The sequence below is a fragment of the Streptomyces griseobrunneus genome (assembly GCF_046713465.1).
In the GTDB taxonomy this organism is placed as follows: Bacteria; Actinomycetota; Actinomycetes; order Streptomycetales; family Streptomycetaceae; genus Streptomyces; species Streptomyces microflavus.
This window is the reverse complement of record NZ_CP177080.1, coordinates 5,092,781-5,111,937: the sequence shown is the minus strand read 5'-3', so window position 1 is coordinate 5,111,937 and position 19,157 is coordinate 5,092,781. Positions and strand designations below refer to the sequence as shown.

The following is a 19,157-nucleotide window of genomic DNA, read 5'->3' as shown; positions in this document are numbered from 1 at the left end:
CAATGGTGTGAACCCGTAGGCGGTGGCGATCCCAAGGCGCGGTGTGCTCGTATGACTGACGCACAGTGATGGCCATGGATGTCATGCCCCAGCAGGATCCCGAGTCCCGCCGGCCGCCCGAGCCGTCCCCGCAGGACCCGCACGACCCCGACGCGCTGCCCGCCGAAGGCGCCACCGCCGTACCCCCGCCCCCTCCCACCCTGCGGACGACGCTGCGCCGGGCCGCGTTCGGGGCGGTGGCGGCGGGTGTGCTGCTGGCCGGTGCGCTGGTGGCGGTCCCCGACGGGGACCGGGACGCCCCGAAGGAGCCGGGACCGGGGGAGCGGGCCGAGGCGGCGGCGACCGCGGGCTCCCCCGCCTCCCTCTCGGACCTGACCGCGCTGATCGGGGACCGGCAGAAGTGGGTGGAGTCCCACCCGGCCGACGCCCCGTCGTGGGCGACGCTCGGTTCGGCGTACGTGGAGTGGGGGCGGCGCTCGGCGGACGCGGCGTACTACGGGCGCGCCGAGGAGGCGCTGAAGCGGTCGCTGGACGCCCGGCCGGGTGAGCGCGGCAACGGGGAGGCGTGGGTGGGGATGGCGGCGCTGGCCAACGCGCGGCACGACTTCCTCGCGGCGAAGCGGTGGGGCGAGACGGTACGGAAGCAGCAGCCGAAGACCTGGAGCGTGTACCCGGTCCTCATCGACGCGTACACGGGTCTCGGGGACCAGAAGGCGGCGACCGCGGCGACGGAGAAGTTCGGCGAGCTGCGCAAGGGCGTTCCGGCGCTGGCCCGCACCGCCGATCTCTACCGGGGCCAGGGCTGGCGCGAGGACGCGCTGGCCACCGCCCGGGAGGCCGCGGACCGGGCGACGACGCCCACCGAGAAGGCCGAGGCGCTGCACCGTCTCGGCGAGCTGGCCTGGGAGCGGGGCGAGCCGGAGGAGGCGGTGGCGCAGTTCGACGCGGCGCTGCGCACGGACTCCGGCCACCACGCGTCCCTGGCGGGCAGGGCGCGGGCCCTGGTGGCGCTGGAGCGCACCGACGAGGCTCTGGCCGCTTACCAGAGCGCGGTCACCGAGCTCCCGCGCCCGGAGTACGTCCTCGAACTGGGCGAGCTGTACGAGTCCCTGGAGCTCGACGGGGACGCGCGGAGCCAGTACGAGAAGCTGGGCGGGCTGCTGGAGCAGGCGAAGGCGGCCGGGGTCGACGAGTCCGTGATCCGGGCCCGCTACGAGAGCGACCACGGGGACCCGGCGGTGGCGGTGGAGCTGCTGCGCGGCCAGTGGAAGAAGCAGCACCGCAGTGCGGCGGTGGCGGACGCGCTGGGCTGGGCGCTGCACCGGGCGGGCAAGTCGGAGGAGGGGCTGGAGTACGCGCAGCAGGCAGTGGACACGGGTGTGCGGAACGCCTCGTACGCGTACCACCTGGGCGTGATCGAACAGAAGCTGGCGCAGTACGGTCCGGCCCGCCGCCACCTGGAGGAGGCGCTCCGCACCAACCCGGCCTTCTCGCCGCTGGACGCACCGAAGGCCCGGGAGGCGCTGGAGTCGCTCGGTGAGCCGTCGCCGGGCGGTCCGGGGGACACGCAGCCGCCGCCCCCGCCGCCCCCGGCGCCCGTCCCTGAGCCGAAGCGGGAATCCGAGCCGGAGCAGAAGCCGGAGCCGAAGCGGAAGCAGGAGTCCCCCCGGCCGGAGGCCCCGGCACCGGCCCCCTCGAAGACGGCCCCTGCCCCGTCGAAGGCGGCCCCGAGCAGCCCGGCGGCGGTGGAGGCCGACGCCTCGAAGAGTCCGTGACGGACGGCCGGGAACGGCGTACGCCACCGCGGTCCGGGGTGCTGCCCCGGGCCGCGGTGGCGTATGTATCCGTGAAAAGGCTGGGCTCAGAGGTTGCCGCGCTTCTCCTGCTCGCGCTCGATCGCCTCGAAGAGGGCCTTGAAGTTGCCCTTGCCGAAGCCCATGGAGCCGTGGCGCTCGATCATCTCGAAGAAGACGGTCGGGCGGTCCTGGACCGGCTTGGTGAAGATCTGCAGCAGGTAGCCGTCCTCGTCGCGGTCGACCAGGATCTTCAGCTCGCGCAGGGTCTCGACCGGCACCCGGGTCTCGCCGGCCCACTCGCCGAGGGTGTCGTAGTACGAGTCGGGGGTGTCCAGGAACTGCACACCGGCCGAGCGCATCGAGCGGACCGTGGAGACGATGTCGTTGGTGGCGAGCGCGATGTGCTGGACGCCGGCGCCGCCGTAGAACTCCAGGTACTCGTCGATCTGCGACTTCTTCTTCGCGATCGCCGGCTCGTTGATCGGGAACTTCACCTTCAGCGTGCCGTCGGCGACGACCTTCGACATCAGGGCGGAGTACTCGGTGGCGATGTCGTCGCCCACGAACTCCTTCATGTTGGTGAAGCCCATGACCTCGTTGTAGAAGCCGACCCACTCGTTCATCCGGCCGAGCTCGACGTTGCCGACGCAGTGGTCGATGGCCTGGAAGGTGCGCTTGGCGGGCGGCTCGACGATCGGCGTGGCAGCCGCGAAACCGGGGAGGTACGGGCCGTCGTAGCCGGAGCGCTCCACCAGGGTGTGGCGGGTCCTGCCGTAGGTGGCGATGGCGGCGAGGACGACGGTGCCGTGCTCGTCCTTGACCTCGTGCGGCTCGGTGAGACCGCGGGCGCCGTGCTCGACGGCGTACGCGTAGGCGGCGCGGGCGTCCGGGACCTCGATGGCGAGGTCGACCACACCGTCGCCGTGCTCGGCGACATGGTCGGCGAGGAAGGTGCCCCACTCGGTGGACGCCCGGATCACGGAGGTGAAGACGAAGCGGGCGGCGCCGTTGGTCAGGACGTAACTCGCGGTCTCGCGGCTGCCGTTCTCCGGTCCGGAGTAGGCCACGAGTTTCATGCCGAAGGCGGTCGAGTAGTAGTGCGCGGCCTGCTTGGCGTTGCCCACGGCGAAGACGACCGCGTCCATTCCCTTGACCGGGAAGCGGTCGGCCTGCGCTGCGGTGTCAGGGCTGGTGTGCAGAGTCTCAGTCATGTTCGAAGGCTCTCCCCGCATCGCAAGGTGCGCAATAGTTCACGCATCAGCTGGTCAATGTGTGCAGTCGGTCGCCATGATGGCGGGGCTATCTGTACAGGGTGACCACCGGAGGCGGGATTATGGCGATCGATCATCTGGACGGCCGGCTCATCGTGCTGCTCGCACGTGAGCCGCGTATCGGCGTACTCGAAGCATCCCGGCGGCTCGGCGTGGCGCGCGGGACCGTGCAGGCGCGGCTGGACCGCCTTCAGTCGAATGGCGCCATCCGGGGGTTCGGCCCGGACGTCGATCCGGCGGCGCTCGGCTATCCGGTGACCGCGTTCGCGACGCTGGAGATCAAGCAGGGGCAAGGCGCCGACGTACGGGCCCACTTGGGCGGCGTACCGGAGGTCCTGGAGCTGCACACCACCACCGGGCACGGGGACATGCTCTGCCGGCTGGTGGCCCGTTCCAACGCCGATCTCCAGCGGGTGATCGACCGGGTTGTCGGATTTGATGGCATTGTCCGGGCCTCCACGGCGATCGTCATGGAGAACCCGGTTCCGCTGCGGATCATCCCGCTGGTGGAACAGGCGGCCCAGGACACCGACTGAGCCAGGGGAATCCGGGCAGTGGATGATCCGGAAAGCCCGACCGCCGACTGAGCCGAGGAAGTGCGTGTGAGCTTCTGGGAGTATCTGAGCACCCGCCACCAGCAGCTCCTCACGGACGCGTTCCAGCACGTCAGCGCGGTCTTCCAGTGCATGGTCATCGCCACCGTGCTGGGTGTGGTGATCGGGGTGGTGAGTTACCGCAGCGGCTGGGGCGGCTCGCTCGCCATCACCTCCACGGCGACGATCCTCACCATCCCCTCGCTCGCCGCGATCGGTCTGCTGATCCCGCTGGTCGGGCTCGGCGTCGCGCCGACCGTGATCACCCTGACGCTGTACGGGCTGCTGCCCATCGTCCGGAACTCCATCGTGGGGCTGCGGGGCGTCGATCCGGCGCTGGTCGACGCGGCGACGGGCATCGGGATGTCCCGGGTGGCGCGGCTCTGCCGGGTGGAGCTGCCGCTGGCCTGGCCGCCGATCCTGACCGGGATCCGGGTCTCCACCCAGATGCTGATGGGTATCGCCGCGATCGCCGCGTACGCCTCCGGGCCCGGCCTCGGCAACGAGATCTTCCGGGGCATCGCCTCGCTGGGCAGCGCCAACGCGATCAACCAGGTCCTCGCGGGCACGCTCGGCATCGTCGTGCTCGCCCTGCTCTTCGACGCCGCGTACGTCCTGCTGGGGCGGCTGACCATCCCGAGGGGGATCCGTGCCTGAGACCGAGACCGGCGCCGTCACGGAGGAGGGGACCGCGGCCACCTCCGGGGCCACCATCCAGCTGGAGAACCTGACCAAGAGGTACCCGGGCAGCCCGAATCCGGCCGTCGACAACGTCTCCATGGAGATCAAGGCCGGCGAGACCGTGATCTTCGTAGGCCCGTCCGGCTGCGGGAAGTCCACCACCCTGAAGATGATCAACCGGCTGATCGAGCCCACCTCGGGCCGGATCAGGATCGGCGACGAGGACGTCACCGACATCGACCCGGTGAAGCTCCGCCGCAAGATCGGGTACGCGATCCAGTCCTCCGGCCTCTTCCCGCACATGACGGTCGCGGAGAACATCGCACTGGTGCCGAAGATGGTCGGCTGGTCCAAGTCCCGGGTGAAGGACCGGGTGGAGGAGATGCTCGACCTGGTGGGCCTGGACCCGCGCGAGTTCCACGGCCGATATCCTCGCCAGCTCTCCGGCGGGCAGCAGCAGCGGGTGGGCGTGGCGCGGGCGCTGGCCGCCGACCCGCCGGTGCTGCTGATGGACGAGCCGTTCGGCGCGGTCGACCCGATCACCCGCGACCACCTCCAGGACGAGCTGATCCGGCTGCAGCACGAGCTGCACAAGACGATCGTGTTCGTCACCCACGACTTCGACGAGGCGATCAAGCTCGGCGACCGGATCGCGGTGCTGCGGGAGCGGTCGCACATCGCGCAGTTCGACACCCCCGAGGCGATCCTGACCAACCCGACGGACGACTTCGTCTCGGGTTTCGTGGGGGCGGGCGCGGCCCTCAAGCGCCTCAATCTCACCCGCGTACGGGATGTGGGCATCGCGGACTTCCCGACGGTGACGGTCGAGGACCCGCTCCAGTCGATCTTCAACAAGCTGCGCAGCGGCACCCACAACGAGCTGCTGATGCTGGACCGCCAGAACCGCCCGTACAAGTGGCTGCGGCGCGGCGACCTGATGCGGGCGCGCGGTTCGCTGGCGCGGGCCGGGCAGCTGGTGCACGACACGGTGACCCGGGACGCCACGCTGCACGACGCGCTGGAAGCGGTACTGACGGACAGCGGCGGCCGGGTCGCGGTGACCGGGCGGCGCGGCGAGTTCATCGGGGTCGTCGACATGAAGACGCTGATGGACAACGTGCAGGAGCTGCTGGAGGCGGACCGGCTGACGGCCATGGAGCACCAGCACGAGCTGGAGGAGCTGCGCGTCCACCGGACGGAGCAGGAGCTGGAGGGGGGTGGCGGCGGAGTATGAGTCCCAGCCATACGTCCGGCTCAGGCAAGGGCCCGGCCACCCCCACCCGGCCGCCGGGCGAGCACGACGTCAAGGGCCACGCGTTCCACGACGAGGAGAGCGACCCCTCCCCCGCCCCGGCAGCGCCGGAACGCCGGTTCACCTGGCGGAAGCTGGTGGTCCTGCCGGCGGTGCTGGCGGTCATCCTGGTCGTCACCTACGTGTGGATCACCAACATCCATCTGGACTCGATCGCGGAGAACTCGCTCTCCGGCGGCAACGTGCAGCTGCGCTGGTGGCAGCACGTGCGGCTGACGGCGATCTCCACCTTCTGGGTGCTGATCATCGCGATCCCGCTCGGCATCGCCCTGACCCGGCGGCGGCTGCGCAAGGCGGCCCCGGCGTTCACAGCGCTGGCCAACATCGGGCAGGCGACCCCGGCGATCGGCCTGCTGGCGCTGCTGGTGATCTGGCTGGGCATCGGCCCGCGGACCGCGATCATCGGCATCGTGATCTACGCGGTGCTGCCGGTGCTCTCCAACACGGTGACGGGCCTGCGGGCGATCGAGCCGAACATGATCGAGGCGGCGCGCGGGATGGGGATGTCCGGGCGGGGCGTCCTGATGAAGGTGGAGCTGCCGCTGGCGGTGCCGCTGATCCTGGCCGGGGTGCGTACGGCACTCGTCCTGAACGTCGGTACGGCGACGCTGGCCACGTTCGGCGGGGGCGGCGGGCTCGGTGACCTGATCACCTCGGGGATCCAGACGCAGCGGATGCCGGTGCTGATCATCGGCTCGGTGCTGACGGTGGTGCTGGCGCTGCTGGTGGACTGGCTGGCCTCGCTGGCCGAACTGGCGCTGACGCCGCGCGGGCTGGAGGAGCGGTGAGGGGTACGTACGGCATCCGGGTCCTGGCAGCCGCGTCCCTGATGCTGCTGCTGGGCGGCTGCGGGCTCAAGAGCGGTTCTCCGATGGTGGACGACGTGTCGCCCGGCTCGGTCGGGCAGGGCGAGCCGCTCAAGGGCGCCACGCTGACGGTGACCTCGAAGAACTTCAGCGAGAACATCATCCTCGGCCAGATGACCGGCCTGGTGTTCAAGGCGGCCGGGGCGGAGGTCCTGGACCGGACGAACCTGCCGGGCTCGATCAGCGCCCGCGAGGCCATCATCAACGGCGACGCCGACGCGCAGTGGGACTACACCGGCACCGGCTGGATCACCTTCCTCGGTCACGCGGACCCGATCGTCGACCCGCAGAAGCAGTACGAGGCGGTACGGGACGAGGACAAGGGCAACGGGGTGGTCTGGCTGCCGCCGGCCCCGCTCGACAACACGTACGCACTGGCCATCAGCAAGAAGAACAACGCCGAGTACAAGCTGAAGACCCTCTCTGATGTGGCGGCCCTCGCGAAGAAGGACCCGGGCGCGGTGACGATCTGCGTGGAGAACGAGTTCGCCTCCCGCGACGACGGGCTGCCCGGCATGGAGAAGCGGTACGGGATGAAGATCCCTGCGGGCAACATCCAGAAGATGGACGCCGGGATCATCTACACCCAGGTCTCGGAGTCCAGCTCCTGCCTGCTGGGCGAGGTGTTCACCACCGACGGCCGGATCAAGGCCATGGATCTGGACGTGCTGGAGGACGACAAGAACTTCTTCCCCAACTACAACGCGTCCCCGGTCATCCACCTGGCGACCTTCGAGAAGTACCCGGTGATCGCCGAGCTGCTGGCCCCGCTGGCGAAGAAGCTGACGACCGAGGTCGCGCAGACGCTGAACGCGAAGGTGGACGTGGACGGCGAGGACCCGCACGAGGTGGCGAAGGACTGGCTGGTGGCGGAGGGGTTCATCGAGGAGGGGTGAGGAGCCGGAGCCACTTACAAAGGATCCGTTGCAAAGAATCTCTTGCAAAGGTTGCTTTGCAAGCCTACGGTCGAGGCATGACGGACGACGAGACCGGCCGGGCCACCCACGCCCCCGCCCCCGCCCCCGCCCCCACCGGCGACCGGAACATCCACAACATCAACGCCCGTACGCTGCGCACCCTCGCGCACCCCCTGCGGATCCGGCTGCTCAACGCCCTGCGGGAGTTCGGCCCCGCCACCGCCTCCGGGCTCGGCGAGCGGCTGGGCGAGTCCAGTGGCGCGACCAGCTACCACCTGCGCCAACTGGCGGAGAGCGGGCTGGTCGAGGACGCCCCGGACCTGGGCAAGGGCCGGGAGCGGTGGTGGCGGGCGGTGCACGAGGGAACGATGTTCGAGACCGCCGACTTCCGGACGCACGCCGACCCGGAGGTGCGCGGGGCGATCGATTTCGTCATGCACGAGGTGGCCACCACTCACGCCCAGGAGCTGAGCACCTGGCTCGGCACGATGGACGAGTGGCCGGAGGAGTGGCAACGGAGCTGGGACATCAGCGACTTCAAGATCCGGCTCACTCCCGATCTGGCGCAGGAGCTGTCCGAGAAGCTCCACGCCGTCGTGGAGAGCTACCGGGACCGCGTCCCGGAGGGCACCGAGGGCTCGGCGGTCGTGCGGACCCATCTGCACGCCTTCCCCCGCCCGTCCGAATGATCAGCGCACCCCGACAGCCCAGGGTCCGAAGGGAATTACTCATGCACGCCGACATGCACACCGACATCCACCTCGCCCTGCACGCCGACCGGGCCGCCGAACTGCGTCACGAAGCACGGGAGTTCCGCCTCCCCCGGCCCCGGCTCCGCACCCGGATCGGCTGGACGATGGTCGAGGTCGGCCTCCGGCTGGCCCGGAGCGGGCCGACGACGACCTGCGGCCAGACGTTCCGTACCGCCTAGCCGACCGCCTCCGGGGGAAGCACGGCCATGCACCGCCACCACCGCACTCCGCTCGCCGCCACGCTGGCGGCCAACTCCATCTCCACCGCCGGGACTTCACTCACCCTGATCGGCGTGCCCTGGTTCGTCCTGGAGACCACCGGCAGCGCGGGCCGGGCCGGCGTCGTCGCCTTCTGCGCCACCCTGCCGATCGTCCTCGCCGCGCTGATCGGCGGACCGTTCATCGACCGGATCGGCCGCCGCAGGGTCGCCGTCGCGTCCGACACCGTCTGCGGCCTCGCCATCGCCGCGATCCCGCTGCTGCACCACCTGGGCGCCCTCGAATTCTGGATGCTCTGCGCGCTGATGGCGCTGAACGGCTTCGCCCACACCCCGGGCAACACCGCCCGCTACGTCCTCATCCCCGACCTCGCGGAGCAGGCGGGCACCACGCTCCCCCGCGCCGCCAGCCTCTTCGACGCGGTCTCGCGCGGGGCCAGGATGGTCGGCGCGGCACTGGCCGGGGTCCTCATCGCCTTCGTCGGCTCGGAGACCGTACTCCTCCTGGACGCCGCGACGTTCGGCCTCTCCGCCCTGCTGATCGCCGTCGGCGTACGGGGGGTGGCCTCGGCCGAACCGCGCAAGGGCGGGGCGCCCGTCTCGATGCGCACATACGGCACCGAACTCCGCGAGGGGTACGGCCACTTGATGGGCAACCGACTGCTGCTGTCGGTCGTGGTCATGGTGATGTTCATGAACGGCACCGACCAGGGCTGGAACGCCGTCCTGCTCCCGGTGCACGCCGAGTCCGAGCTGGGCGGGGCCAGGGACATCGGGCTGCTCACCGCGCTGTTCGGGGCGGGCGGTCTGACGGGGGCGCTGGTGTACGGGGCGGTGGGGCACCGCTTCCCGAGGCGGGCGGTGTTCACGGTGTGCGTGATCCTGTGCGGCGCACCGCGGTTCCTGGTCGCGGCGGTGACCGGGACGACGCTGCCGCTGGCGGTGACCATGCTGCTCGGCGGGATCGCGGGCGGGGTGCTGAACCCGATCCTGACGACGGTCCTCTACGAACGCGTACCGGACCGGCTGCGCAGCCGGGTCTCGGGGGCGCTGACGGCCGGGTGCGAGTTCGCGATGCCGCTGGGCGGGCTGGCGGCCGGGCTGCTGGTGGAGGGCCTGGGCCCGTCGGGGGCGCTGCTGGCGATGGGCGGGGTGTACTTCCTGGCGACGCTGAGCCCGCTGGTGTTCCCGGCGTGGCGGACGATGGAGAGGCCGGCGGAGGAGGCGGCGGCTCAGGAGGTCTCCGTACCGCCTGAGGTCAGCAGCTCGGCACCTTCCCGCCGTGCTCCAGCGCCTTGAGCGCGTCCACCGCGCCGCCCAGTGTCGTGACGGGGATCAGCCGCAGCCCGTCGGGCCGCTCGGCCTCCGCCTCCCGGCACTCGGCCTTCGGGACGAGGAAGACGGTGGCTCCGTCGCGGTGGGCGGCCTGGGTCTTCATGGAGACCCCGCCGACCGCGCCGACCTTGCCGTCCGCGCTGATCGTCCCCGTACCGGCGATGGTGCGGCCCCCGGTGAGATCGCCGCCCCTGCCGTCGCCGTCGAGCTTGTCGATGATGCCGAGGGAGAGGAAGAGACCGGCGCTGGGCCCCCCGATGTCACCGAGGTCCACGGTCACCCGCATCGAGCCGGGCTTGCGGTCCAGTTGGTTCAGGGCGGCGTCGACGGCGACGTTCTGGGACTCCTTCATGTCGTTCAGGTTGTGCTGCTCGATCTCCTGCTCGGAGCCGCCGGTCGGATAGACGGCGTCCCGGGGCATGACCGCCCGGTCCGTACGGAACCAGCCGTCCAGCACGCTGCCGACCCGGATGTCCGCCTTGGGACCGGTGGCGACGATCGTGGTCATCCGCAGCTGCCCGTCGGTGGGCCGGGTCTCCGCACCGGTGATGGTGATCACCGGTCTGCCGCGGTCCTTGCCGAGCACGTCCGCGGTCACCCCGGGCTGCGCCAGGGTGAACGGCAGCGGCGCGAAGGCCGCCGTACCGAACAGGGCGAGGACGGGCAGCGCGCAGAGGGCGAGCGCGCGGGGGCGCGAGAGACGAGTGAGCACTCGTCCAATCTAGCCGCCGCGCACGGGTGGGAACGCGCCAGGCGTACGCCCCCGGTCTCGCGGCCCGGCGCCGCCGGGAGCGCGCCAGGCGTATGCCCCGCCACGCTCCCCGCCCCACCTCCGCGCCGGGAGCTACCGCAGGGCGTCCGCCACTTCCCGGGCGGCGTCGAGCACCCGGGGGCCGACCCGCTCCGGTACGGCGTCGGCGAGCATGACCACGCCGACGCTCCCCTCCACCCCCGTCACCCCGACGAGCGGCGCGGCCGCCCCGCTGGCACCGGCTTCGAGCTCGCCGTGGGTGAGGGTGTAGCCGGGGTGTCCGGCCGTCGTCTGCTGGCGGGCGGACAGGATGGCCCGCCCCGCGGCGCCCCGGTCCAGCGGGTGCCGGAAACCCGCCCGGTAGGCCACGTGGTAGTCGGTCCAGGTCGGCTCGACGACGGCGACCGCGAGGGCGTCGCTGCCGTCGACGAGCGTGAGGTGGGCGGTGGCCCCTATGTCCTCGGCCAGGGAGCGAAGCGCGGGCAGCGCGGCCTCCCGGACGAGCGGGTGGACCTGTCGGCCCAGGCGCAGCACACCGAGTCCGACCCGGGCGCGGCCGCCCAGGTCACGGCGGACCAGGGCGTGCTGCTCCAGGGTGGCGAGCAGCCGGTAGACGACGGTCCGGTTGACGCCGAGTTTGTTGGACAACTCGGTGACGGTCAGGCCGTGGTCGGTATCGGCGAGCAGTTTGAGGACGCGCAGTCCTCGGTCGAGCGTCTGGGAAGTCTCCGCGGTCACGACGCCCTCTCCTCTTCGGGTGAGCGACGACGGCCCTCTTCCGGCGGTTGCGACGCCGGTCCCAGCGGCGACGCACGGAGAGGCCGCCGGTCTGGCCAAGGCACCGGCTGCGCTCCGCGGCGGCTCTGCCACGGGGCGTTCATATGGCGGGGACAGTAGCGAGCCAGTCCGCTCAGCGGAAGCCCTCGTCCAGAATCCGGGCGCTCCCGTGGGCGGGGACCCGACCGTACGACATAACCGCCGGTCAGCGCGGTGGCGTCCGGAACGCGAACATCTACGCGCGTCCAGGTCGGCCGACGCGGTTGTGACGCTTCGTGTACCTCGTGTGAATGGGCGTTAACTCATCGTGAAGAACGGGTGCATGTTTTTTCTTCGCACGGCAATCGAACGGCCTTAGCTCACAACGCCGTTGGTACCTTCCGTGGGCAAGCGGCCACCTGCCGGAGGTGGCCGGCTTCACGGGAGGCGCTCAGATCCATGGCATGGGACGAGTGGGAACAGTTGAAGACCCAGGCCGCCGAAGAGCGGTCGACGCGGATGCGGCTGAACCAGCTGGCCCCCGAGCCGGGCGGAGGCGGCAACCAGCAGGGTGACCTGGAGGTCAACCAGAAGGACCTGGCCGCGATCGGGGATGCCGCGTTCGAACTCCGCCAGGAATTCGAGCAGGTGAGCAACCACGCTCGTACCGCCTCGCAGAAGGCGGCGAGCGGGCTGAAGTCCGAGGGGTTCGCGCTCGGCGGCGCGCTGGATCACGTCGCCTCGCGCTGGATCGACCAGTCCAGGTCGTTACTGGACGCAACGGCCCACATCTCCAACCACCTCGACTACACCAAGGGTGCCCACGCGGGCGACGAGGTCCACATCGCGGGGACGGTCAGCAGCATCTCCACACTCGACTCGGGCTTCAACGAGCGGAAGGGTGCCTGATGGATCTCGACGCCCTCCGCTTCGGCAACTTCTCCCAGCTCGGTGAGGCGATCACCGACTGGAACCAGATGGCCAAGCAGCTGGAGACCCTCAAGGGGGAGGCCAAGGACAACCTGGGCGGCAAGGCGGCCAAGGCCCGCTGGGCCGGGGAGAACGCCACGGTCACCCGGGCCTTCGTGGAGAAGACCGCGGGCGAGTTCGCCGACGCCCACACCCAGGCCCGTACGGTCACCCGCATCCTCAGCGACACCCGGGACGAACTGGTCTCCTTCCGGACCGAGCTCACCGAGGCGATCACGCAGGGCGCGAAGAAGAACCTGACGGTCAGGGACACGGGCGAGGGCTCGTTCACCGTCACGATGAACATCCACCCCGACCGCGCCGCCAAGGGCACCACGCTCCCCGAGCACAGCCAGAGCGACGTGGACGGACTGCGCGACCGGGTCGAGGCGATCCTGAAGAAGGCCACGCACAGCGACACCAGCGCCGCCGAGGCGCTGCGGCTCATCGTCGACCAGGCCGCGTACGGGTTCTCGGGTGCCGACTACGCGGACCGGGACTCGGCGGCCAAGGCCGTAGCCGAGGCGGAGGCGATCGCCGAGATCCTCAAGAAGGACCCGGCCGACATCACGCCGACCGAGCTGAACAAGGTCAACGGGACGCTCGCCACCTATGGCAGGGACCCGCTGTTCGCGGAGAGGCTCGCCACCTCCACGACGCCCGACGGGCTCCTGAAGTTCTACGCCGGCATCGCCGACCCCTACCAGGGGTACGGGGCGGACCCGAAGCAGCGGACGGAGCAGGCCAAGCTCCTCCAGAAGAACCTGGGCATCGCCCTGGGCACCGCCACGCTCTCCGACAGTGGGGCGATGCGGTCCTGGGAACAGAAGATGGTCGAGCTGGGTCCGGACGAACTCGGCACCGACCACGCGAACAATCCGCGCGGGTTCGCCGTCATGAGCAACCTCATGCGGTTCGGCGACTACGACGACCAGTTCCTCAACGACTACGGCCAGAAGCTCGTGGCGTTCGACAAGGAGCGCAACGTCGAGCACATGAGCCCGTGGATCAACAACTGGAACAACGGAGACCTGAACTTCTACAGCAAGAACGACCGGGGCCGCGACCCGATGACCGGCTTCCTGGAAGCGCTCGGCCACAACCCCGGCGCCGCGACGGAGTTCTTCGCCCAACCGGACGGTGCCGGAGCGGGCGTCGACAAGGAATCCGAGGTGAACGAGAACCTCGAGTACCTGACGAAGGACCGCATCTGGCTGTCCGACGTCTACATCATGGGCGGCGACAACAAGGTCATCGCCGGCCACGACTCCCTCGGCCACGCCCTGGAGGCCGCCACCACCGGTTACGCGTACGACGCCGATCCGATGACCGCCAAGGACCCGATGATCCCGGGCAACCGCGACCTGCGGACGGCGGAGACGGCGGGGGTGATGGAGCAGGTCGCGTTCCTGTACGGAAGCGAGGACGGGCCGAAGATGCTCCACGAGCAGTCACAGCTGGCCGACAGCCTGGGCAAGATGGGGGCTGCGTATATCGATGACATCAATTACAGCTTGTCGGGGATCGGCGACCGGGCGAAGGATGAAGAGCTCTTTCCGCCGAAGTACCAAGGACGGGCCGGCCTCGGCGAGCAGGGGGCCATCAACTTCCTCAGCGTGCTGGGTCAGAACGAAACCTCGCACGGTGTGGTCACGACGGCGCAGCACCTGTACACGCTGAGCATGCTGGATGCCAATCCCCCCACGAGCGAGGCGAACATCAACAACGCGCATGACGCGTTGACGACCGGTGGTGAGGCGCGGGGCATCCTGGACCACTCGCGTGTGCAGCAGGCAGAGACCACTTTCAAGGACGAGGCGGAGCAGCAGAACAAGTCGCTCGGCCGTTCCGGGGACTGGGTCAAGCTGGGCGCCGGGGTCGTGGTGGGGGGCGGGATCGCAGCGATTCCGGTGCCCGGATCGACGGCGGCCGCGCTCGTGGTCGCCCCGCTGGCCGCGGACACGGTCGGAAACGCGGTGAACACCTTTATCGGCCACGAGATCGACAAGGGCATCGACAAGGCCGAGAAGGATCCGGCGGAGCAGGCCCAGCTCACCAGCCAGCAGTTCTACGGCCAGGGAATCCAGCAGCAGGCCGACGCCTACATGTCGTACATCGATGGGAATCCCCAACTCAAGCAGGACACGAATCTCCGGAATTGGCCTCAAGATATCGAGCACAGCTATTTCGGCACCGGATCTCAGCAGAACGACTATCGGGGACGCCCGGCCTACAAGGACTGACCCTGCCCACTCCGGATCTCACAAAGGCAGAAACGTGTCATGCGCAATAGATTGCACTGGGTGCTGTGCGGCAGCCTGATGCTCCTCGCGTCCTCCGCGTGCACCGATGAAGAGAACGGGAAAGCAGAAACGCTTTCGGCATCGCAGGTGTGCGACAGCACACTGAGCCCGCGCTCGACGAAGGCCATCGAACGTCTGGCAGCAGCAGAAAGCTTCACCGAACTCACCGGCACCAACGCACGAGGCGATTCGAACAAGTTCTCTCTGGAGCTGGCAGCAAAAAGACTCCACGGAGGCGTTAAAGAACGCAACATATGTAACATCTACAAGGCGGACAGCGACAGCGGAATCCCTCTGCTAAGAATAGAGTTCGAGCCCAACAAGAACCACCCGGACCCGGAGGAGGAAGCGCGACGCGGAGAGAGGAGCCGACTTATCTTCCCTCTGGGCTCCTACGCCGAGGTCAACGGCGACAGTGGGGCCAATCTGTACTTTGCCTGCTCGACCGACGGGCCCGATGGCACATCCCCATACGTAAGGGCGAGGATGTACTCCTCACCGGGCCAGCTGGCCCCCGCCTCTGCCCCGGATGACCGTATGACCATCCTCAACGACGTGTCCCGCGCCATGGCCGAGCAGCTCGGCTGCGCCGACGAGGCCGCGCTGCCCGACCAGGTGCCCGAGCCCGCGAAGGGCTGACGGCCTCCGAACGGACGAGAGGGCGGGACACGTACGGATACGCGTCCCGCCCTCCCTCAGCTCGCCACGCACGGACACTTCCGCGCGTACCCGCTCAGGTCATCCGGGTCGCCCACTCCTGGACCTTCGCGATCCGCTGCTGGATCTGGTGGGCCGTCGCCTCGGCGCTCGGCGGGCCGCCGCACACGCGGCGCAGTTCGGTGTGGATCACCCCGTGGGGCTTGCCGCTCTGGTGGGTGTAGGCGGAGACCATCGTGTTGAGCTGCTTGCGCAGGCTCAGCAGCTGCTTGTGCGTGACCACGGGGCGGGCGTCGGCCGGCTTCTCCAGGAGGTCGGCCTCCTCGGCCGGCTTCTGGCGGCTGTGCGCGATCTGCCGGCTCTGCCGCTTCTGGAGGAGGAGCTGGACCTGGTCCGGCTCCAGGAGGCCGGGGATGCCGAGGTAGTCCTGCTCCTCCTCGGAGCCGGGGTGGGCCTGCATGCCGAACTCGGCGCCGTCGTACAGCACCCGGTCGAAGACGGCGTCGGACTCCAGCGCCTCGAAGGGCAGTTGCTCCTCGGTCTCCTCGTCCTCAAGCCTCTCGGCGTCGGCGAGGAGCTTGTCCTCCTCCGAGAACGGGTTCTCCTCGTCGCTGCCCTTCTTCGGCTTGTCGAGTACGTGGTCCCGCTCGACCTCCATCTCGTTGGCGAAGTCGAGGAGCATCGGGATCGTCGGTACGAAGACGGAGGCCGTCTCACCGCGCCTGCGGGAGCGCACGAAGCGGCCGACGGCCTGGGCGAAGAAGAGGGGCGTCGAGATCGTGGTCGCGTAGACGCCGACGGCCAGCCGTGGCACGTCGACGCCCTCGGACACCATGCGGACCGCGACCATCCAGCGCGACTCGTCCGCGCTGAACTTGTCGATCTTCTTCGAGGCGGCCTTCTCGTCGGAGAGGACGACGGTCGGCGTCTCGCCGGTGACCTTCTTGAGGATCTTGGCGTAAGCGCGTGCCGAGTCCTGGTCCGTCGCGATGACGAGCCCGCCCGCGTCCGGGATGCCCTTGCGGACCTCGGTGAGCCGCTTGTCGGCGGCGCTCAGGACGTTGGGGATCCAGTCACCGGTGGGCGCCAGTGCGGTGCGCCAGGCCTGGCCGATGGCGTCCTTGGTCATCGGCTCGCCGAGGCGGGCCGCGATCTCGTCCCCGGCCTTGGTGCGCCAGCGCATGTTGCCGCTGTAGCTGAGGAAGATCACGGGACGGACCACACCGTCGGCGAGGGCGTTGCCGTAGCCGTAGGTGTAGTCGGCGGAGGAGCGGCGGATGCCGTCGTTCCCCTCCTCGTACGCGACGAAGGGGATCGGGTTGGTGTCCGACCGGAACGGCGTACCGGTCAGCGCGAGCCGCCGGGTCGCCGGGTCGAACGCCTCCTGGCAGGCCTCACCCCAGGACTTCGAGTCACCGGCGTGGTGGATCTCGTCGAGGATGACCAGGGTCTTGCGCTGCTCGCAGCGGTTGCGGTGCAGCATCGGGCGGACGCCGACACCCGCGTAGGTGACGGCGACGCCGTGGTACTCCTTGCTCAGCGGGCCGGCGCTGTACTCCGGGTCGAGCTTGATCCCTATCCGGGCGGCCGCCTCCGCCCACTGCTTCTTGAGGTGCTCGGTGGGGGCGACCACGGTGATCTGCTGGACGACGTGGTGGTGCAGCAGCCACGACGCGAGGGTCAGCGCGAACGTGGTCTTGCCCGCGCCGGGCGTCGCGACGGCGAGGAAGTCGCGCGGCTGCTCCTGGAGGTACCTCTCCATGGCGCTCTGCTGCCAGGCTCGCAGCTTGCCGGCGGTGCCCCAGGGGGCGCGGCCGGGAAAGGCGGGTGAGAGGTGGTGGGAGGCGGTGGTAGTAGTCACGGTCTCCGGTTCGGGGCGCTCGGGTACGTGGGGCGCTGTCCGCACCGCACCGGGCCCGATGGACCCGGCCCGCGATACGACAACCGGGCCACCCTACCGGGGGCCCGGCTGAGAACCCGTGCGAACGAGTCGCGGTTCGAGTCCGTTGAGACGCTCTTCACAGGTGCGGCTACCGGGCGAACCTCGTGGTACCGCTACTTCTCCCGTACCCGTGTGGCCACCCACGCCCCCACCACCGCGACCACGGCCATCGGCAGGAACACCGCCGCGAACGCCACCGGGTGCGAGCCCGTGGCGCCGGACTCCACCGGGCCGTGCGCCGCCGCGCCCATCGCGCCGCCGCCGAGCGCCGCGAAGGCCGCACCGCCCGTCGCCAGCAGCAGGACGTTGGAGAGGCCGTCGGAGATCTGGAGGGCGGCGGAGTTGGAGCCCGCCTCCTCGGGGGCCGACAGCTTCAGCAGCAGCACGCTGGTGGAGGCGATCACCATGCCCATGCCGAAGCAGCCGAAGGCCCAGGCCACGGCGACGATCCAGACCGGGACCGCCGCGATCAGCACCGTGGGGGCCACCGCGATCGAGGCCGCCACCAGCACCATCCCGCTCACCATCAGCCGCTCCCGGTACGGCTCCAGGCGCGGCCGGGACTGGACGTACGAGCCGAGAGCCCAGGTCGCGCCGCCCACCGCCAGCGAGAGCCCGGCCATGGTCGGGGTCAGGCCGCGCTGGGTGACGAGCATCAGGGGTACGAAGGACTCCGCGGCGATGAACGAACCGGCCGCGACCCCGCGCAGCAGGATCACCGACGGCAGCCCGCGGGCCGCCCGTACGGTCCCGGTGGGCAGCAGGCCCCGTACGGCGGGCACCAGCAGCGCGACACCCGCGGCGGCGGGCAGCACCGCGAGCCAGTTCAGCTCCTGGCCCGCGTACTGGAGCAGCCCGGCCCCCGCCGAGATACCCAGCGCGAGGCGGATGCGGCGGCGGTCGTACGGCTGCGCCGGCGCGTCCGGGTCCGCCGGGCCCGAGGCCGTCCGGCGGATCGCCGGGAGGGCCAGCGCCAGCGGGATCACGATCAGGACGGGGATGCCGACGAAGACCCAGCGCCAGCCGAGGTGCTCGGTCACCGTGCCGGCGGCCAGCGGCCCGACCACGGACGGGATCACCCAGCTCGCGGCGAAGGCGGCCATGATCGCGGGCCGGATGCGTTCGGGGTAGGCCCGCCCGATCACCACGTACAGCGCGACGATCACCAGCCCGCCGCCGAGCCCCTGGACCGCCCGGCCCGCGATGAAGACCCACATGGAGCCGGCCGCCCCGGAGAGCAGCAGCCCCGCCCCGAAGGCGGTGATCCCGGTGGCGAGCGGCTGGAGCGGTCCGCGCCGGTCGGCCCACTGGCCGGAGAGGACCATGGCGAAGAGGCTGGTGGTGAAGTACGCGGAGAAGGCGAACGCGTAGAGCGGGATGCCGTGCAGCTCCCGGGCGGCCACCGGCATCGCCGTACCGACCGCCGTGGCCTCGAACGCGATGAGGAACACCACGGAGACGATGCCGATGCTCAGCGCCCGGTAGGTGCGCCCGAGCACCCCCTCGGCGGCCGCCCCCGCGACCGCCCCGGTCAGATCGTCGGGCAGGGCGTCCGGCATCCCGGGCCGCAGATCCCCGGGTATGCCGGTCTTCAGGTCGGTGGGGAGGTCTGCGGGCAGTCCGGTGGCGGGGTCGGTGGGACCGCCCGGCAGGTCGTGCGGCAGCTCGGTCGGCGCGGGGCGCGCGGCATCGGTGCCGTCACGCTGTTCGGGGGCGGTCATTGCCCCAGAGTAAGGGGCGTGAGGCAGTTTGAGCCCTGTCGCTGGGCCCGCCCGGGGTCGTCCCTTGGTCGTAGGCCGAAGGCCCCGGGGCGTGAACGGCGTATGGCAGTCGCATTGCGTACCGGCCGCTTCCCTTGTGGTCCGCTACCCGCGCCCCCTAACGTCGAGGACACAACAGCAACACCCGGCCGTGTGCCCGAGAGGCTCAGGGGCTCGACTGCAACTCGAGTTACACCGGTTCGATTCCGGTCACGGCCTCCGATGAGGCACCGAAAGGCTACGGCCGCCCCTATTCTGCGGGGGCGGCCGTTGCCGTG

Annotated in this window: 17 protein-coding genes and 1 tRNA gene; 13 read left to right on the top strand and 5 right to left on the bottom strand. The window is 70.3% G+C overall.

The window, feature by feature from the left end; all coding sequences use genetic code 11:
• Window positions 1–74 precede the first annotated feature (74 nt).
• Window positions 75–1,775, top strand: coding sequence for a tetratricopeptide repeat protein (locus tag ACK8N7_RS23250; RefSeq protein WP_500444009.1), 1,701 nt, complete (start codon window positions 75–77; stop codon window positions 1,773–1,775).
• Window positions 1,776–1,861: 86 nt separating this feature from the next.
• On the opposite strand, the gene hppD is transcribed toward ACK8N7_RS23250, so the two are convergent.
• Complete coding sequence (gene hppD, locus ACK8N7_RS23245; protein WP_403213261.1) at window positions 1,862–3,007, bottom strand: 4-hydroxyphenylpyruvate dioxygenase; 1,146 nt, start codon at window positions 3,005–3,007, stop codon at window positions 1,862–1,864.
• Between the two features lie 122 nt (window positions 3,008–3,129).
• On the opposite strand from hppD, the gene ACK8N7_RS23240 reads away from it, so the two are divergent.
• From ACK8N7_RS23240 to ACK8N7_RS23205, 8 genes are all read left to right on the top strand, one after another.
• A complete protein-coding gene (locus ACK8N7_RS23240) occupies window positions 3,130–3,603 on the top strand; it encodes an Lrp/AsnC family transcriptional regulator (RefSeq protein ID WP_326736431.1) in 474 nt (157 codons plus the stop codon).
• A 66-nt stretch (window positions 3,604–3,669) separates the two neighbouring features.
• Window positions 3,670–4,317, top strand: coding sequence for an ABC transporter permease (locus tag ACK8N7_RS23235; protein WP_403213263.1), 648 nt, complete (start codon window positions 3,670–3,672; stop codon window positions 4,315–4,317).
• Window positions 4,310–5,575 (top strand): betaine/proline/choline family ABC transporter ATP-binding protein, encoded by a 1,266-nt coding sequence (locus ACK8N7_RS23230; protein WP_500444006.1) that lies wholly within the window; start codon window positions 4,310–4,312, stop codon window positions 5,573–5,575. Before ACK8N7_RS23235 ends, ACK8N7_RS23230 begins: the two co-directional genes overlap by 8 nt.
• A complete protein-coding gene (locus tag ACK8N7_RS23225) occupies window positions 5,572–6,441 on the top strand; it encodes an ABC transporter permease (RefSeq protein ID WP_500444004.1) in 870 nt (289 codons plus the stop codon). Before ACK8N7_RS23230 ends, ACK8N7_RS23225 begins: the two co-directional genes overlap by 4 nt.
• A gap of 41 nt (window positions 6,442–6,482) precedes the next feature.
• Window positions 6,483–7,415, top strand: coding sequence for a glycine betaine ABC transporter substrate-binding protein (locus ACK8N7_RS23220; RefSeq protein WP_500445824.1), 933 nt, complete (start codon window positions 6,483–6,485; stop codon window positions 7,413–7,415).
• Window positions 7,416–7,492: 77 nt separating this feature from the next.
• A complete protein-coding gene (locus ACK8N7_RS23215) occupies window positions 7,493–8,125 on the top strand; it encodes an ArsR/SmtB family transcription factor (protein ID WP_500444002.1) in 633 nt (210 codons plus the stop codon).
• 53 nt (window positions 8,126–8,178) lie between these two features.
• The gene (locus tag ACK8N7_RS23210) at window positions 8,179–8,367 is read left to right on the top strand and encodes a hypothetical protein (protein ID WP_500445822.1); all 189 of its coding nucleotides are present in this window, start codon (window positions 8,179–8,181) and stop codon (window positions 8,365–8,367) included.
• A gap of 27 nt (window positions 8,368–8,394) precedes the next feature.
• Entirely contained in the window at window positions 8,395–9,705 is a 1,311-nt protein-coding gene (locus ACK8N7_RS23205; protein ID WP_403213271.1) for an MFS transporter, read from the top strand.
• Here the strand turns inward: ACK8N7_RS23205 and ACK8N7_RS23200 are convergent.
• Both ACK8N7_RS23200 and ACK8N7_RS23195 read right to left on the bottom strand, forming a co-directional pair.
• Window positions 9,665–10,453, bottom strand: a complete 789-nt coding sequence (locus ACK8N7_RS23200) for a S16 family serine protease (protein WP_500444000.1) — start codon at window positions 10,451–10,453, stop codon at window positions 9,665–9,667. The genes ACK8N7_RS23205 and ACK8N7_RS23200 overlap by 41 nt on opposite strands.
• Before the next feature lie 132 nt (window positions 10,454–10,585).
• Window positions 10,586–11,230, bottom strand: a complete 645-nt coding sequence (locus ACK8N7_RS23195) for an IclR family transcriptional regulator (RefSeq protein WP_015608848.1) — start codon at window positions 11,228–11,230, stop codon at window positions 10,586–10,588.
• A gap of 477 nt (window positions 11,231–11,707) precedes the next feature.
• Between ACK8N7_RS23195 and ACK8N7_RS23190 the strand changes: the two genes are divergently transcribed.
• From ACK8N7_RS23190 to ACK8N7_RS23180, 3 genes are read left to right on the top strand one after another with little or no spacing between them, the layout of a single operon-like run.
• Window positions 11,708–12,157, top strand: a complete 450-nt coding sequence (locus ACK8N7_RS23190) for a hypothetical protein (RefSeq protein WP_403213275.1) — start codon at window positions 11,708–11,710, stop codon at window positions 12,155–12,157.
• Window positions 12,157–14,460, top strand: coding sequence for a hypothetical protein (locus ACK8N7_RS23185; RefSeq protein ID WP_500443998.1), 2,304 nt, complete (start codon window positions 12,157–12,159; stop codon window positions 14,458–14,460). The genes ACK8N7_RS23190 and ACK8N7_RS23185 overlap by 1 nt, the downstream gene beginning before the upstream one ends.
• 39 nt (window positions 14,461–14,499) lie before the next feature.
• Window positions 14,500–15,159 carry a hypothetical protein gene (locus ACK8N7_RS23180; RefSeq protein ID WP_403213278.1) on the top strand — a complete coding sequence of 220 codons (660 nt, stop codon included), beginning with the start codon at window positions 14,500–14,502 and terminating at the stop codon, window positions 15,157–15,159.
• Window positions 15,160–15,253: 94 nt separating this feature from the next.
• On the opposite strand, the gene ACK8N7_RS23175 is transcribed toward ACK8N7_RS23180, so the two are convergent.
• Window positions 15,254–17,038 carry a DEAD/DEAH box helicase gene (locus ACK8N7_RS23175; protein WP_403213280.1) on the bottom strand — a complete coding sequence of 595 codons (1,785 nt, stop codon included), beginning with the start codon at window positions 17,036–17,038 and terminating at the stop codon, window positions 15,254–15,256.
• Between the two features lie 194 nt (window positions 17,039–17,232).
• Complete coding sequence (locus tag ACK8N7_RS23170) at window positions 17,233–18,840, bottom strand: MFS transporter (RefSeq protein ID WP_500443995.1); 1,608 nt, start codon at window positions 18,838–18,840, stop codon at window positions 17,233–17,235.
• 186 nt (window positions 18,841–19,026) lie between these two features.
• On the opposite strand from ACK8N7_RS23170, the gene ACK8N7_RS23165 reads away from it, so the two are divergent.
• A tRNA-Cys gene (locus ACK8N7_RS23165) sits at window positions 19,027–19,098 on the top strand.
• Window positions 19,099–19,157 lie beyond the last annotated feature (59 nt).